Here is a 14,563-nt window from a genome sequence, read left to right as displayed (position 1 = left end):
TCATGAAAATTGAAATTCCCGAGCATAAAAAACTGGTGCACGAAATGTCTATCGCTATCCGCTGGGGCGACATGGATGCGATGGGCCACCTGAACAACGGCACTTACTTTCGTTACATGGAAACCATCCGCATCGACTGGATGTACGCCATTGGCTGCAAGCCCCATCCGCAGGGCGAAGGCCCGGTCATCGTCAACGCCTTTTGCAACTTCTACAAGCAGCTTGAATACCCCGGCGATGTGCTGGTCCGGATGTATGTCAGCGACCCCGGCCGCACCACGTTTGAAAGCTGGGCCACTATGGCGCGCGCCGACCAGCCGGACGTGATTTGCGCCGCTGGCGGTGCCACCACCATCTGGGTTGACTTTCCGGCGCAAAAGGCCAAAGCGCTGCCCGACTGGCTACGGCAACTGGTTAGCTGAACGCAGGCCGGGGGAAGTTGCGGGATTTCCAGATACCCGTTACCGCAGCCATTGCGGTTGACTTTTGGCTGGCCAGTAGCTTGTCCATACAGCAACTGCCATCAGTCAGTTTTCAATCGGTTTGCGGTGCTGTCCTACTGGGTAAAACTGCGCACGCCTGCCCGGCAAATTGCATAAAGCCGTATTCTGCAATGCTGTCGTCAACCAGGTATGCCAACCCATGTTTTTTATCGGAATCGGAACCGCTACTCCCGCTGCACGCTACACCAAGGCTGAATGCCTGGCGGCGTTCCAGAGTTCTGCATGGTATGGGCGACTCGATGCGCGCGCGCACCTGGTGGCACGCACCGTATTGCAGCGCAATAACGGCATAGAGGCGCGTCGCCTTGCGGTTGATTCACTGGCCGAGGTGTTCTGCATCGATCCCGACACGCTGTCCAGGCGGTTTCTTGCCAACGCGCCCGTGCTTGCCGCCCAGGCAGGTGAGCGCGCCCTGGCCCAATCCGGGCTGGCGGCGCGGCAGATTGACGCCGTGGTCGTCAGCACCTGCACCGGTTATGTTTGCCCCGGCTTGTCGGGTTATGTGGTCGAGCGGCTAGGTTTGCGCCCCGATGTGCAGGCTTTTGATCTGGTCGGGCAAGGTTGCGCCGCTGCGCTGCCCAATTTGCAGCTCGGCTCGGCCTTGCTGAAATCGGGCAACTACGCGCATGTGCTTTCTATTTGCGTTGAAGTCAGCAGCGCCGCCATGTACCTTGACAACGACCCGGGCGTGTTGATCAGCGCCTGCCTTTTTGGCGACGGTGCGGGCGCAGCGGTGTTGTCGCGCACGCCCGGCAGTTCAGGCCGGCGCATGGAGTGGAAAGACAGCACCTCGCTGATTGAGCCGGCGCAGCGTGACGCCTTGAAGTTCGAGCAGCGCGCCGGCATGCTGCGTAATATTTTGACGCGGGAAGTGCCGGCACTGGCGGCCAACTATGCAGAGCAAGTGCTCAATACCGTGCTGCAACGCGCGGGCCTGGGCTGCTCCGACATCAGCGCCTGGATCATGCATGCCGGCGGGCGCGACGTGCTGCTGGCGCTGGAGCGACGTTTGAACTTGCAGCCCGACGACTTGCGCTACAGCGCCGCCATGCTTCGCGAATACGGCAATTTGTCGAGTGCCTTTGTTTATTTCGTGCTGCAGGCCGCGCTGGAAGATGACGCGCCGGGCGGCTGGTGGTGGCTTTCATCGTTTGGTGCAGGCTTTAGTTGCCACGGCGCTTTGCTGGAAGTGTCGCCATGACCGCTTTATTCAAACCAGGGTTGCTCGCATGATGGAGCGCATCGTTACCGACGAAACGCTCGATGGTCTGGCCGAAGATGATCCGGCGGCGATGCGTTCGCGCCGCGACCTGCAGCGCATTCACCGGGTGATGGGAACGCGCAGCATCCTGGTCAAAGCCTTGCGCGGCCTGAGTGCTTCGCGCCCGCAGGGTGTGCCGCTGCGCGTGCTGGAACTGGGCGCAGGCGATGGCAGCCTGATGCTGGGCGTCGCCCAGGCGCTCAAGGGGGAGTGGCCAGCGGTCGAACTCACCTTGCTCGACCGTCAACGGCTGGTGACCCGCGAAACCCTCGCCCGCTACGCGAGTCTGGGCTGGGTGGCCAGGTCGGAGGTCGTGGATGTGTTTGACTGGGCCGCCAGCCCTTCAACCGCCGCAAACGGCCTGCTGCAGCCCGGCAAGTCAGGCCATTGCGACGTCATCGTGACGAATCTTTTTCTGCACCACTTTGAGGGGCCCGCGCTGGCGCAGTTGCTGGCGGCCATTGCCTCGCGCACCGGGCGCTTTTTTGCCTGCGAGCCGCACCGCGCCCGGCTGGCGCTGGCCGGCAGCCACCTGATCGGGGCGATAGGTGCCAATGCCGTGACGCGTGAAGACGCCGTGTTGAGCGTGCGTGCAGGCTTTCGTGACCAGGAGATCAGCACGCTGTGGCCGCCGCTTGAGGCCGGCTGGACACTGCAGGAATATTCGGCTGGCCTGTTCAGCCATTGCTTTAGGGCAGAAAAAAATGAAACTTTTAAGGGTAAGGGTACGAAGCAGTGATAGCTACAAATTTTGACGCCATTATTGTCGGCGCCGGGCCAGCGGGTTCCTCCGCTGCTATTTTGCTGGCGCGGGCGGGTTGGTTGGTCGCGCTGGTGGAAAAGCAGAGTTTTCCGCGCCGCAAAGTGTGTGGTGAATGCATTGCGGCCAGCAACTTGCCGCTGCTCGATGCGCTGGGCGTCGGTGCCGCTTTTGCGGCCAGTGCCGGGTCTGAACTGCGCCAGTTCGCCTTGATGCAGGGCGAACATAGCATCAAGGCTGCCCTGCCTGCGGCGGCGCATTACCGACACGCCTGGGGCAAAGCGCTGGGCCGCGAGACGCTGGACACCTTGCTGCTTGATCAAGCCCGCGCCACGGGTGTGGTGGTGCTGCAACCGTGGTCAGTGCAGGAAATTTCCGGCGTTGCAGGTGACCACCGCTGCGACATTCGCGCCGTCGGATCAGACGAGAAGCGCACTTTGCATGCCCCCATCCTGATCGCAGCAAATGGCTCTTGGGAAGCCTTGCCTTCGGCCCGCAGCGCCCGTCGCCTGGCGCGCAAACCGAGCGATTTGTTTGCCTTCAAGGCCAACTTTCAGGACACGGCCCTGGAAGAAGGCGTGTTGCCAGTGCTTTCGTTCAACGGCGGCTACGGCGGCATGGTGCTGGCCGACCAGGGCTTGGGCACGCTGGCCTTCTGCATTCGCGCCGACCAGCTGGAAATTTGCCGGCGTGAATCGCCCGGCCTGAGCGCGGGTGAAGCCGTCGAGGCGTACCTGAAGCGTGAATGCCACGGCGTGGCAGCGGCACTGGCTTCGGCGCAGCGCGTGGGCGCATGGATGGCTTCTGGCCCGATTGATCCGGGCATTCGCTTGAATAAAGACGACACGCTGTTTCGCATCGGCAATGCGGCCGGCGAAGCGCACCCGATCATTGGCGAAGGCATGAGCATGGCGATGCAGTCGGCCTGGCTGCTGTGTGCGCAACTGTTGCAATCGGCCCCGCCGCTGGGCCGTTTGTCAGACACCGGCTGGCAGCGCAGTGTTCAGCACCGTTACGCGGCTGAATGGCGGCGGCACTTTGCTCCCCGGCTGCGTCTGGCGGCGGCTTTTGCCCACGTGGCCATGCGGCCAGACCTGGCGTCGCCTCTCTTGGCGGTGGTGCGTCGCTGGCCCGCCCTCTTGACGCAGGGTGCGCGCTGGGGTGGGAAAATAAAGTGCGCTGCGTCACCGGCCACGATTGCCTGGCTGGCGTCGGGTGCCGATACGGGCCGCTCGTTTGCTGGCCCCGTTTCGTACTTCGCCTGTTCTACCAATTTTGAAACGCCTTGAAGCATAAAAAACCGGAATTTCCATGACCACAACGCTTGACAGGCTCTGCACCATTTTGGCCAAAGACTACAAAATTGAGCGTGACCAGCTCACGCCAGAGACAGCGCTTGAATCGCTGGGCATCGATTCACTGGGCGTGGCTGACCTGCTGTTCAATATCGAAGACGAGTTCCGCGTCACGCTGCCGCCCGAGCCGGTGCAGTTGGTAACCATTGGCGACGTATCAGGGTTTATCGACGGCCTGGTCGCCGCCCAGCATAAGCCTGCAGACGCTGCCAGTTCGTTGCCACCGACGGGTTCACTGCCAGTGGCCCATGACACCACCGTCACGCCGCAGCCGTGAGACGCGTTGCCGTCACGGGCATGGGCCTTGTTTCGCCGCTCGGCCACAGCGCGGCAGAAGCCTTTGACGCGGCACGCGCAGGCCGCTCGGCCATTCACCGGCTTGAAGCGCCGTTTACCCATCGGCTGGCAGCGCCTTTGGCGACAACGGTGCAATTCAACGGCGCTGACCACTTCGATCCGCCCAAACTGCGCATGCTCGATCGCGTCAGCCAGTTCGCACTGGTCGCCGCCAGCCGCGCGCTGGACGATGCGCAAGCGCAGCTGACAGACGCCGAGCGCTGCCGAACCGGCGTATTTGTCGGCACCGGCATGGGCGGCATCAACAGCATCGACGAGGGCTACCAAACGCTGTATGCCGACAACTCCGATCGCATCAAGCCGTTCATGATCCTTTTGGGCATGTACAACGCGCCGGCTGCATGGATTGGCATCGAGAACAAATTCACCGGGCCCAACCTGACGTATTCGACCGCCTGTTCATCGTCCGCCGTCGCCATCGGCGAAGCCTGGCTTCGGGTGGCGCGTGGCGATCTGGACGTGGCGGTGGCGGGCGGCGCTGAAGCCCCGCTGGCCTTTGGTTCACTCAAAGCCTGGGAGGCGCTGCGAACGCTGGCGGTGATTGACCAAGCTAATCCGTCCGCATCGTGCAAACCGTTTTCCAAAAACCGCAGCGGCATGGTGCTGGGCGAGGGCGCGGCCATGCTGGTGCTCGAACCCTGGGAGCGTGCGGTGGCGCGCGGTGCCACCATTCATGGCGAACTGATTGGTTATGGCCTGTTCACCGATGGCGGGCACATCACCCGGCCCAGCGTGGAAGGCCAGGCGGCGGCGATGCGCGCTGCCCTGCAGTCGGCGGGCATTGAGGCGGCAGAAGTCGATGCCATCAATGCCCACGGCACCGGCACGCAGGCCAACGACAGTGTTGAAACCGCCGCCATTAAAGCCGTTTTTGGCGAACGTGCCAGCCGCATTCCCATCAGCGCGACCAAGGCGCTGCACGGCCATTTGCTGGGGGCCACGTCGGCGCTGGAATGCGTCATGTCCTTCATGGCCATGCAGCATTCGGTGGCGTTGCCGACGCTGCATCTGGATCAAGCCGATCCGGCCTGCGACCTTGATTACGTGCCGCAAGTGGCCCGCGAAGGCGTGCCGATTCGCACGATGCTTTCCAGCTCATTTGCCTTTGGCGGCACCAATGCCGTGCTGGCCCTGCGCGCGGCTCCGGGCTGATTTCAACGCAGCTGCAACGCCGGAACTGACCTGAAATCTACAAATATTTAATGAAAAAAGGCTAATGCGCAGGCTGGACGTGCGCAGTCAGCTATTTAAATGATAGTGATTTGACACCGTTTTGCAGTGCTGGCGCAAGCCCTGCAAACTCCGCACAATCGGGGCATGCACACCAAAAAACCGGCCCCACCGGCCCAACCCCGCCTTGCGCAACTGCCCGCCTACCTGCATCTTTCTGATATTCAGGGGCTTGCCCAATTGGCCACGCAGGCGACGCTGGGCGTGACCGGGCTGGCCGAAAACGTGCAGGGCAATGTGTACAAAGCGGTGGCGTCGTTCTTTGGCCCGCTGGGCGCGAAATTCATTGATGCTGCGCCCGGCGGCAGCGGTGTTCGCACGCGGGGAATTACCGGGCTGGTGTATGGCAGCGTCAAAGGCGTGACGCGGCTGGCGGGCGGCACGGTCAATGCGGTGCTCTCTAGCGTGGTGCCGCTGGTGGATAAAAAACCCTCCTCGCGGCGACGTGAAGCCATGCTGTCTGCGCTGAATGGCGTGCTTGGCGACCAACTGACAGCGACTGCCAATCCGCTGGCCATCCGCATGCAGTTGCGCCACGAAGGCCAGGCGCTGCTGCTGGAAAAGTCTGCCTTGGCTAATCGCTTGCCCGCCACCACCGGCAAGCTGCTGGTGCTGGTTCACGGCCTGTGCATGAACGACCTGCAATGGCGCACCACTGGCGCTGCCAGCACATCAATACCCGCGCATGACCACGGCTTGGCGCTGGCCAAAGAACTCGGCTACACCCCGGTTTATCTGCACTACAACAGCGGCCTGCACACGTCCGCTAACGGCGAGCAACTGGCCGACTTGCTGGAGCAACTGCTGCGCGCCTGGCCGCAACCGGTGCAAGAACTGGCACTGCTGACACACAGCATGGGCGGTTTAGTGGCGCGCAGTGCCTGCCACCATGCAGCCGGTGCCGGTCATGGCTGGCTGGCGCAACTCAAGCACCTGGTGTTTCTGGGCACGCCGCATCATGGCGCGCCGCTGGAGCGTGTCGGCAACTGGGTCGATAAGCAACTGGGCAAACAGGTGGTGACCCGGCCTTTCGCCAAAATCAGCCAGATTCGCAGTGGCGGTATTACCGACCTGCGCCATGGCAACCTGCTGGAGACCGATTGGCAGCCCGTTGACCGCTTTGAAAGCGCACCCGATGCCCGGCAGCCGGTGCCTTTGCCGGCGGGTGTCCATTGCTACGCCGTAGCCGCCACCACGGTTTCGCACGACGCCGGGCCATTGCAGCCGCTGCGCGAAACGGTAAGCCGCAAAATGCTGGGCGACGGCCTGGTGCCGCTGGACAGCGCGCTCGGTGTGCATGAAGACGCCCGGCGCTGCCTGGACTTTGCGCCGCAAAACCAGTGGATTGCGCACGGCATGAACCATCTCGAACTGCTAAGCCGCGAAGAAGTGACGCGCCAGATGGTGCGGTGGCTGGGCGCGTCAACCTCGGGCTGAGGCGATGTGGGTCTTGAAAATAGGGGTGTCGCTGGATAGTGGTGTCCAGCGAGTCTCTTTGAAGCCAACGCAAGCCAAAATACATGCGAAAAGTGCTGCATGCGCACTACCCACGGGCGCAAGCAGCTATGAAAAAAGTAGCGATTCAGCCGGTCATGCCGTTTTGGCCGGCCTGGGCATGCGCCCCATCAGGTAGAACTCGGGGTTCGGCTGCATGCCGCTGAAGCTGGCCATGCGGTTGGACAGGCCAAAAAATGCCGTGATCGCCGCAATGTCCCAGGCGTCTTCGTCGTCAAAACCGTGCGCCTGCAACGCCTCGAAGTCGGCTTCGTCGATCTCGTCGGAATGCAGGCAAACCTTCATCGCAAAGTCGAGCATGGCGCGCTGGCGAGGCGAGATATCGGCCTTGCGGTAGTTCACCGCCACCTGGTCAGCGACCAGCGGTTTCTTTTCATAAATCCGCAAAATCGCGCCGTGCGCCACCACGCAATACAGGCAGCCGTTGGCCGCGCTGGTGGTGGTGACAATCATTTCGCGCTCGCCTTTGGTCAGTGAGCCGTGGGGGTTGCCGCTTTCTTCCCTGAGCATCAACGCATCGTGGTACGCAAAAAAAGCGCGCCATTCGGCCGGACGGCGGGCCAGCGCCAGAAACACGTTGGGCACGAAGCCGGCTTTTTCCTGTACTTCCAGAATTTTGGCCTTGAGGTCGTCGGGCAGGGCGTTCAGTTCCGGGGCAGGGTATCGGGGTGCGGTGCTCGGGCTCTTTGGGCTGGTCATTACGGTTTCCTTAAAAATATTTACACATGTCTCGGCTCCAAGCGTAACTGCAAGACCTTGCCTATCCTTCGCACTTTGAAAAAGCGGAAGGAAACGAGAGGCATTAATAAAAACTATTAATCAGATACTCTTAATTGCCTTTGAGTATTTTTTCACCAACCATAGACTCTCATCTCAGGCCAACCCAGCTGTTGAGATCAAGTTACGCAAACTTCAATGCAACGAGCAGGTTTCAGAATCGGTCTTGAACAGGGAGTTTTCTATCCGGGCGGTCTTGCCAGGCTCTCCGCTGCCGTCAAAGGCATCACTTAACAAGCACAAAGGAATCAATCATGGCTGATCAGAAAATGGAAAGCGAAGGCACCTGCCCTTTCTCGGGCGGCGCCCGGAAACAGGCACTCACTGGCACCAGAACGAACGCGGACTGGTGGCCCAATCAGCTGAACCTCAAGATACTTAACCAGAATTCACCGCTGTCCAACCCCATGGGCCAGGCGTTTAACTATGCCGAGGAGTTCAAGACCCTTGACCTGCATGCCGTCGTCAAGGATCTGACGGACCTGATGACGGATTCGCAAGACTGGTGGCCTGCCGACTACGGTCACTACGGTCCGTTTTTCATCCGCATGGCCTGGCACAGCGCCGGTACTTACCGAATCGCCGATGGTCGTGGTGGTTCAGGCTCAGGTACGCAGCGGTTTGCGCCGCTCAACAGCTGGCCGGACAACGCAAACCTCGACAAGGCGCGCCGCCTGCTCTGGTCCATCAAGCAGAAGTACGGTCGCAAGCTTTCATGGGCCGACCTGATTGTTCTTGCCGGCACCGTTGCCATGGATTCAATGGGATTGAAGACGTTTGGCTTTGGCGGTGGGCGTCCTGACGTCTGGGAGCCGGTAGAAATTTACTGGGGCCCTGAGGCCGAGTGGATGGGCGACACGCGCTACACCGGCGATCGTGAACTCGACAACCCTCTGGGTGCGGTCCAGATGGGCCTGATCTACGTGAACCCCGAAGGCCCGAATGGCACGCCGGACCCACTGGGATCGGCGCGGGACATCCGTGAAACCTTCCTCCGCATGGCCATGAACGACGAAGAAACCGTCGCGTTGACCGCTGGCGGACACACCTTCGGGAAATGCCATGGGGCAGCCGGTCCGGGCGAGTATGTCGGCTCCGAGCCCGAGGGTACGGGCATTGAGGAACAAGGCCTTGGCTGGAAAAATACCTTTGGCAGCGGCAAGGGCGTGCACACCATCACCAGTGGCATTGAGGGTGCCTGGACCAACAACCCCACCGTTTGGGATAACGGCTATTTCGAGAACCTTTTCGGCTACGAGTGGGAGCTGACAAAAAGCCCGGCGGGCGCCCATCAATGGAAGCCCATAGATCCAGCGGCTGCGACCACCGTGCCGGACGCCCATGATCCGTCCTTGCGTCATACCCCGATGATGACAACGGCCGATATGGCCATGCGCATGGATCCGGCTTACGAAAAAATTTCGCGGCGCTTTATGGCTAATCCGCAGGAGTTTGCCGATACCTTCGCCAAGGCCTGGTACAAGCTGACGCACCGCGACATGGGTCCTTGCGTGCGTTACCTGGGGCCGCTGGTTCCGAAAGTTGAGCTGCTGTGGCAAGACCCGATTCCCTCCGTTGACCATGAGTTGGTCGGGGAACAGGACGTGGCAGCACTGAAGGAAAAAATTCTCGCATCCGGGTTGTCCATCACCCAACTGGTCAGTACGGCCTGGGCCTCGGCGTCTACCTTCCGTGGCAGTGACAAGCGTGGCGGCGGCAACGGTGCGCGCATTCGCCTGGCACCGCAAAAGGACTGGGAAGTCAACCAGCCGGCGGAACTGGCGAAGGTGCTGCAGGGGCTGGAGGCGATCCAGAAGCGTTTCAATGGTGCGCAGTCCGGCGGCAAGAAGGTCTCATTGGCCGACTTGATCGTGCTGGGCGGCGGCGCAGCCGTCGAGGCGGCGGCCAAAAAGGCTGGCCACGATGTGAAGGTTCCCTTTTCCCCGGGTCGCACCGATGCTTCACAAGAGCAGACCGACGTGGACGCCTTTGCCGTGCTGGAGCCGACCGCAGATGGCTTTCGCAACTACACCCGCAAGGGCCAGCATGCGTCGGCGGCCGAGCAGTTGGTCGACCGTGCGAACCTCATGACGCTGACCGCGCCCGAGATGACGGTTCTGGTGGGTGGCCTGCGCGTTCTCAATGCAAACGTGGATGACGTGAAGGAGGGCGTTTTCACCCAGCGCCCTGAAACCCTCAGCAACGACTTCTTTGTAAACCTGCTCGACATGCGCACCCAATGGCAGAAGTCCACGGCCTCCGAGGGCGTGCTGGAGGGCCGCGACCGGACGACGGGTGAATTGAAGTGGACCGGTACCGTGGTCGATCTGGTCTTTGGCTCCAACTCCCAGCTTCGCGCCATCGCGGAAGTCTATGCGTGCAGCGACTCGGAGCCGGCCTTTGTACATGACTTTGTGGCGGTCTGGAGCAAGGTGATGAACCTGGATCGTTTCGATCTGGCCTGATTGATTGATTGATTGATTGATCCTGAGCCCGCCCCGGTGAAGACCCGGGCGGGCTTTTTTTATTTCAAAAGCACTTGAACTATCCTCATGATTTTTTCGGAGTACACCGTGACCGCTGCAATCGACAATGCCGACAAGAACAACAAGGATTTCGACAAGGGCCTGGCCCTGCGCAAGCAGGTGATGGGCGAAGACTTTGTTGCCACCGCCCTGGCGGGCGCAACCGACTTCACTCGGCCGATTCAGGAGCACATCACGGCCAAGGCCTGGGGCGATGTCTGGCAACGGCCGGGCCTGGACTTGAAAACGCGCAGCCTTATTACCGTGGCGATGCTCACGGCGCTGGGCAAGCAACACGAACTAAAAGGCCATGTGCGCGGCGCGCTCAACAACGGCGCGACGCCGGCTGAGTTGCAGGAAGTGCTGCTGCATGCAGCGGTTTATTGCGGCGTACCGACGGCGGTTGAAGCCTTTCGCACCGCTGCTGAAGTGGTGGACGCGCCAAAAAAGAGCTGAAGGCGCTGGTGCGTTGCTACCCGTCTGTCTGCCACATAAAATTTCAGCTGATTAGCCTGCTTGCGCAATGCAGACGTGCGCCGTCAGCTATGGATAAAGTAGCACTTTAGTCGTTAACCTGTGCGGCAGGTGTTCACGGCGCTGAACATCCCGCTGGGGAATGTGGACTACAGGCGACTCGCTTTACCGAGGTCATAATGAATTTTCGTCCACTGCTTTGACGGGCAGTGGGTATCACGCAGCGCAGCTGGCAGACCAGACGCTGCAGTTCTTGAAAAAAGGAAACCAGCACATGCAAATTCAAGTCAACTCCAATCGCAGCGTCGACATCGGCGAGTCTTTTGAGCGCTGGGCCACTACGGAATTGAATGACACCTTCAGTCGTTTCAAGGAAGACATTACCCGCATTGAAGTTCACATGAGCGACCAAAACGGCGACAAGGTCAGCGCTGATCACAAGCGCTGCGTCATGGAAGCGCGTCTGGCCAATCGTGAGCCGATAGCCGTCAATCACCAAGCGGCGAATCAGGACGAAGCCTTTCGCGGTGCCAGCGAGAAGCTCAAGCGCCTCATCGAACACACCGTAGGGAAACTGCGCGACCACCGCAGTCGTGAAACGATCCGCCATGAAACGGATTTAGGCACCGCCTGAACGGCAAACCCCCTGACGCTCAGGCCCATACAAAAGGCTTGAGCGCCCCTACAGGCGGCGCAAACGTCAGCCAGCCATCAGCTTTTGAACCAGATCAGTCGTGGTGGACGCCTTGAATTTGCGCATCAGGCGGGCGCGGTAAATCTCTACTGTGCGGTGGCTGATGGCAAGCGCACGGCCAATCTCTTTGGATGTCAGACCGCTCATCAAATGGGCGGCAACTTCCCGCTCTCTGGCTGTCAGGTCGGCCGTTACCGGTCGGCTGGCGCTCAGGTCTTCAAATGACCAGATGCCCGACTCGTGGGGCGCATTACGGTTCAGGGCCCGACCCACCACATGACACCAGAAGGTTTCTCCCTTGTTGCGTCCATCGAAACGCTTCATGATGCGGTTGTCGGCATACTGGCCGGTGGCGTTCAGAATCGGCAGCATGCGGACACCGATGCGCTCGTACTCCACCACACTGGGGTACAAAATCATGAAAGATTCTCCGATGAGCTGCTCGCGCGTAGCGCCAAACATCTCGCACACATGCTGGTTGCAGTCCAGGATGGAGCGGTTGCGCGACAGCGCCAGGCCGACCGGTGCCAAGTCAAAAGCGAGCTGGTAATCCATTCCCATGCGGGCTAACCTTTACGAAAAACTACCTAGTTGAATAGGTAGTATCGTAATAGACTGAAATGGCGTCCAAACAACGTCCCGAGGCTGAACGAAACAAGGAGATATTTTGGTGAAGAAACTTTTTCCCTCCGCCGCAGAAGCCCTCAAGGGCGTCGTCAAGGACGGCCAGCAGCTTGCTGTGGGCGGCTTTGGTTTGTGCGGTATTCCTGAAGCGCTGATCGACGCGTTGCGCGATTCCGGCGTCAAGGATCTGACCGTCATTTCCAACAATGCGGGCGTTGACGGCTTCGGCCTGGGCAAGTTGCTGGAGACGCGCCAGATCAAGAAAATGATCTCGTCCTACGTGGGCGAAAACAAGGAATTCGAGCGCCAGTACCTGGCCGGTGAACTCGAACTTGAATTTACACCGCAAGGCACGCTGGCCGAAAAGCTGCGTGCTGGCGGCGCAGGCATTCCGGCTTTTTTCACCAAGACCGGTGTCGGCACGCTGGTTGCCGAAGGCAAGGAATTGCGCGAATTTGACGGCGAAACCTATGTCATGGAACGCGCACTGGTGCCCGATGTGGCGCTGGTCAAGGCGCACCGCGCCGACAAGTCGGGCAACCTGCAGTTCCGCCTGACGGCACGCAACTTCAACCCGGCTGCCGCGATGGCCGGCAAGGTCTGCATAGTCGAGGTGGAAGAGATCGTGGAAACCGGAGAAATGGAGCCCGATCAGGTTCATCTGCCGGGCATTTATGTTCACCGCATTGTGCACAACCCGAACCCTGAAAAACGCATCGAAAAACGCACCGTGACGGCCGCACCAGTTGATGCCGCCGCAGCAAAGATCGAGGCGCAAGCCGCCATTGCACAAGCCGCAAGCACCGTCGACGAACCCGTCCCCTCTACCATCAAGGCCGCTGCTGGCCAACAAGGAGCCTGAAGCATGCCGTGGACCCAAGACCAAATGGCGGCGCGCGCTGCCCAGGAACTCGAAGACGGTTTTTATGTGAACCTCGGCATCGGCATTCCAACGCTGGTGGCCAACTTTGTGCCGAGTGACAAGGAAGTCTGGCTGCAGTCGGAAAACGGCATGCTCGGCATCGGCGCGTTCCCCACCGAAGACCAGGTCGATGCCGACCTCATCAATGCCGGCAAGCAGACCGTCACGACCATTCCCGGCTCGTCGATTTTCGGCAGCCACGACAGCTTTGCGATGATTCGCGGCGGCAAGATCAACCTGTCCATTCTGGGCGCCATGCAGGTCAGCGAGCAGGGCGACCTGGCCAACTGGATGATTCCGGGCAAGATGGTCAAGGGCATGGGCGGCGCGATGGATCTGGTCGCTGGCGTGAAGCGCGTGATTGTGTTGATGGAACACGTCGCCAAAAAGCGTGACGGCACCGAAGACATGAAAATCCTGCCCAGCTGCACCTTGCCTTTGACCGGCGTGGGCGTGGTTGACCGCATCATCACTGACTTGGCCGTGATGGACGTGACACCGGAAGGTTTGAAAGTGATTGAACTGGCACCGGGCGTGACCCGCGAAGCGCTGCAGGCCAAGACTGGCGTGACGCTGATCTGATAAACCCCGCGTCTGCGGTATCAATGCAAAAAAGGCCCGAAAGGGCCTTTTTTGCGTCTGGATGGAGCGGGTGATGGGAATCGAACCCACGCTATTTGCTTGGGAAGCAAAAGTTCTGCCATTGAACTACACCCGCGTTGTTCATTTGTTGAGTGTCGACGATTTTGACTCGTTAAATAGGTAGCGTCTTGTAATTTTGCCATTTCATGCTGCCAGACAGTCATCTTGATCCATTAAAGTGATGGCTATGTGCAGCCACTATGAATCCGTCACAGCGCCTGCGCGCTTGAAAAAAGCTTTTGGCGTGGAAATGCCACCGGGCGTCAGGGCTGATGTGTGGCCAGGCTATACATCGCTCTTTATTCGTCGACCCAAGGCATGGGAATCGGGTGACGACGCTGTGCCTGGCCATGAGGCGATGGCGGGCGTCTTTGGAATGATCCCGCACTGGGCCAAGGATGAAAAGGCGGCGCGCCGAACCTACAACGCACGCAGTGAAACCGTGGCCGAAAAACCCAGTTTTCGTGACGCCTGGCGACTCGCGCGTCATTGCATCATTCCGGCCGAAGCGATCTATGAGCCGGATTGGCGCACGGGGAAAGCGGTCGCCACCCGTATCAGCCGGCAGGACGGTCAACCGATGGGGATTGCAGGCTTGTGGACAGGCTGGAAAAGCCCGGATGGTACGGTGATTCGCAGCATGACGATGCTGACGGTCAATGCCGATACGCACCCGCTGATGCGCAACTACCACAAGCCTGATGACGAAAAGCGCATGGTGGTGATCTTGCCGCCAGCGCAGTACGACGACTGGCTTGATGCGCCGCCCGATCAATCCATGGACTTCATGCGCCAGTTTTCGGCGGATTTGATGGTGGCGTCAGCCGTGTAGGGGTTGTGGCATTGCGGCAAGGTGCGAGGGTGCGGATAAGGTTGTGCGATTGAGCTATTGCTGCGGCGCTTGGCAACGTTGAAAGCACGGGG

The 14,563-nt window shown here is 60.2% G+C and carries 15 protein-coding genes and 1 tRNA gene; 13 read left to right on the top strand and 3 right to left on the bottom strand.

The window, feature by feature from the left end; genetic code table 11:
* Positions 1 to 2: 2 nt before the first annotated feature.
* The 7 genes from RCH06_RS05790 to RCH06_RS05760 all read left to right on the top strand — a co-directional run bounded on the left by RCH06_RS05790 (position 3) and on the right by RCH06_RS05760 (position 6,903).
* Positions 3 to 422 (top strand): acyl-CoA thioesterase, encoded by a 420-nt coding sequence (locus RCH06_RS05790; protein WP_327080486.1) that lies wholly within the window; start codon positions 3 to 5, stop codon positions 420 to 422.
* Positions 423 to 642: 220 nt separating this feature from the next.
* Positions 643 to 1,704: a type III polyketide synthase gene (locus RCH06_RS05785; protein WP_327080485.1), complete on the top strand. Its 1,062-nt coding sequence runs from the start codon at positions 643 to 645 to the stop codon at positions 1,702 to 1,704.
* Between the two features lie 31 nt (positions 1,705 to 1,735).
* Positions 1,736 to 2,503, top strand: a complete 768-nt coding sequence (locus RCH06_RS05780; RefSeq protein ID WP_327080484.1) for a hypothetical protein — start codon at positions 1,736 to 1,738, stop codon at positions 2,501 to 2,503.
* Positions 2,500 to 3,813 carry an NAD(P)/FAD-dependent oxidoreductase gene (locus RCH06_RS05775; RefSeq protein WP_327080483.1) on the top strand — a complete coding sequence of 438 codons (1,314 nt, stop codon included), beginning with the start codon at positions 2,500 to 2,502 and terminating at the stop codon, positions 3,811 to 3,813. Before RCH06_RS05780 ends, RCH06_RS05775 begins: the two co-directional genes overlap by 4 nt.
* A 22-nt stretch (positions 3,814 to 3,835) precedes the next feature.
* Positions 3,836 to 4,156: an acyl carrier protein gene (locus RCH06_RS05770; RefSeq protein ID WP_327080482.1), complete on the top strand. Its 321-nt coding sequence runs from the start codon at positions 3,836 to 3,838 to the stop codon at positions 4,154 to 4,156.
* A complete protein-coding gene (locus RCH06_RS05765; protein ID WP_327080481.1) occupies positions 4,153 to 5,388 on the top strand; it encodes a beta-ketoacyl-[acyl-carrier-protein] synthase family protein in 1,236 nt (411 codons plus the stop codon). Before RCH06_RS05770 ends, RCH06_RS05765 begins: the two co-directional genes overlap by 4 nt.
* A 165-nt stretch (positions 5,389 to 5,553) precedes the next feature.
* Positions 5,554 to 6,903, top strand: a complete 1,350-nt coding sequence (locus tag RCH06_RS05760) for an esterase/lipase family protein (RefSeq protein ID WP_327080480.1) — start codon at positions 5,554 to 5,556, stop codon at positions 6,901 to 6,903.
* Between the two features lie 153 nt (positions 6,904 to 7,056).
* Here the strand turns inward: RCH06_RS05760 and RCH06_RS05755 are convergent, their stop codons facing one another.
* Positions 7,057 to 7,680 (bottom strand): peroxidase-related enzyme, encoded by a 624-nt coding sequence (locus RCH06_RS05755; RefSeq protein WP_327080479.1) that lies wholly within the window; start codon positions 7,678 to 7,680, stop codon positions 7,057 to 7,059.
* Between the two features lie 347 nt (positions 7,681 to 8,027).
* Here RCH06_RS05755 and katG point away from each other — a divergent pair, with 347 nt between their 5' ends.
* From katG to RCH06_RS05740, 3 genes are all read left to right on the top strand, one after another.
* Entirely contained in the window at positions 8,028 to 10,223 is a 2,196-nt protein-coding gene (gene katG, locus RCH06_RS05750; RefSeq protein ID WP_327080551.1) for a catalase/peroxidase HPI, read from the top strand.
* Positions 10,224 to 10,406: 183 nt separating this feature from the next.
* Positions 10,407 to 10,739, top strand: coding sequence for a carboxymuconolactone decarboxylase family protein (locus tag RCH06_RS05745; protein ID WP_327080550.1), 333 nt, complete (start codon positions 10,407 to 10,409; stop codon positions 10,737 to 10,739).
* A gap of 292 nt (positions 10,740 to 11,031) precedes the next feature.
* A complete protein-coding gene (locus RCH06_RS05740; protein ID WP_327080478.1) occupies positions 11,032 to 11,391 on the top strand; it encodes an HPF/RaiA family ribosome-associated protein in 360 nt (119 codons plus the stop codon).
* Positions 11,392 to 11,457: 66 nt separating this feature from the next.
* Here the strand turns inward: RCH06_RS05740 and RCH06_RS05735 are convergent, their stop codons facing one another.
* Positions 11,458 to 12,012, bottom strand: coding sequence for a PAS and helix-turn-helix domain-containing protein (locus RCH06_RS05735; RefSeq protein WP_327080477.1), 555 nt, complete (start codon positions 12,010 to 12,012; stop codon positions 11,458 to 11,460).
* Between the two features lie 109 nt (positions 12,013 to 12,121).
* Here RCH06_RS05735 and RCH06_RS05730 point away from each other — a divergent pair, with 109 nt between their 5' ends.
* The gene (locus RCH06_RS05730) at positions 12,122 to 12,937 is read left to right on the top strand and encodes a CoA transferase subunit A (RefSeq protein WP_327080476.1); all 816 of its coding nucleotides are present in this window, start codon (positions 12,122 to 12,124) and stop codon (positions 12,935 to 12,937) included.
* 3 nt (positions 12,938 to 12,940) lie between these two features.
* A complete protein-coding gene (locus RCH06_RS05725) occupies positions 12,941 to 13,579 on the top strand; it encodes a CoA transferase subunit B (RefSeq protein ID WP_327080475.1) in 639 nt (212 codons plus the stop codon).
* Positions 13,580 to 13,641: 62 nt separating this feature from the next.
* Here RCH06_RS05725 and RCH06_RS05720 read toward each other — a convergent pair.
* A tRNA-Gly gene (locus RCH06_RS05720) sits at positions 13,642 to 13,715 on the bottom strand.
* Between the two features lie 105 nt (positions 13,716 to 13,820).
* Here RCH06_RS05720 and RCH06_RS05715 point away from each other — a divergent pair.
* The gene (locus tag RCH06_RS05715) at positions 13,821 to 14,471 is read left to right on the top strand and encodes an SOS response-associated peptidase (RefSeq protein WP_327080474.1); all 651 of its coding nucleotides are present in this window, start codon (positions 13,821 to 13,823) and stop codon (positions 14,469 to 14,471) included.
* The last annotated feature ends 92 nt before the right edge of the window (positions 14,472 to 14,563 follow it).

The sequence above is a fragment of the Polaromonas sp. CG_9.5 genome, assembly GCF_035984465.1.
GTDB lineage: Bacteria > Pseudomonadota > Gammaproteobacteria > Burkholderiales > Burkholderiaceae_C > Polaromonas.
The sequence above is the reverse complement of the archived record's forward strand: the minus strand, read 5'-3'. Positions and strand labels throughout refer to the sequence as shown.

What these genes read in the sequence shown, in the direction of transcription:
- RCH06_RS05715 (WP_327080474.1), top strand. Translation starts at nt 13,821, where the DNA reads ATGGCTATGTGCAGCCACTATGAATCCGTCACAGCGCCTGCGCGCTTG.
- RCH06_RS05735 (WP_327080477.1), bottom strand. Translation starts at nt 12,012, where the DNA reads ATGGGAATGGATTACCAGCTCGCTTTTGACTTGGCACCGGTCGGCCTG.
- RCH06_RS05790 (WP_327080486.1), top strand. Translation starts at nt 3, where the DNA reads ATGAAAATTGAAATTCCCGAGCATAAAAAACTGGTGCACGAAATGTCT.
- RCH06_RS05760 (WP_327080480.1), top strand. Translation starts at nt 5,554, where the DNA reads ATGCACACCAAAAAACCGGCCCCACCGGCCCAACCCCGCCTTGCGCAA.
- RCH06_RS05725 (WP_327080475.1), top strand. Translation starts at nt 12,941, where the DNA reads ATGCCGTGGACCCAAGACCAAATGGCGGCGCGCGCTGCCCAGGAACTC.
- RCH06_RS05740 (WP_327080478.1), top strand. Translation starts at nt 11,032, where the DNA reads ATGCAAATTCAAGTCAACTCCAATCGCAGCGTCGACATCGGCGAGTCT.
- RCH06_RS05785 (WP_327080485.1), top strand. Translation starts at nt 643, where the DNA reads ATGTTTTTTATCGGAATCGGAACCGCTACTCCCGCTGCACGCTACACC.
- RCH06_RS05755 (WP_327080479.1), bottom strand. Translation starts at nt 7,680, where the DNA reads ATGACCAGCCCAAAGAGCCCGAGCACCGCACCCCGATACCCTGCCCCG.
- RCH06_RS05780 (WP_327080484.1), top strand. Translation starts at nt 1,736, where the DNA reads ATGGAGCGCATCGTTACCGACGAAACGCTCGATGGTCTGGCCGAAGAT.
- RCH06_RS05770 (WP_327080482.1), top strand. Translation starts at nt 3,836, where the DNA reads ATGACCACAACGCTTGACAGGCTCTGCACCATTTTGGCCAAAGACTAC.
- katG (WP_327080551.1), top strand. Translation starts at nt 8,028, where the DNA reads ATGGAAAGCGAAGGCACCTGCCCTTTCTCGGGCGGCGCCCGGAAACAG.
- RCH06_RS05745 (WP_327080550.1), top strand. Translation starts at nt 10,407, where the DNA reads ATGGGCGAAGACTTTGTTGCCACCGCCCTGGCGGGCGCAACCGACTTC.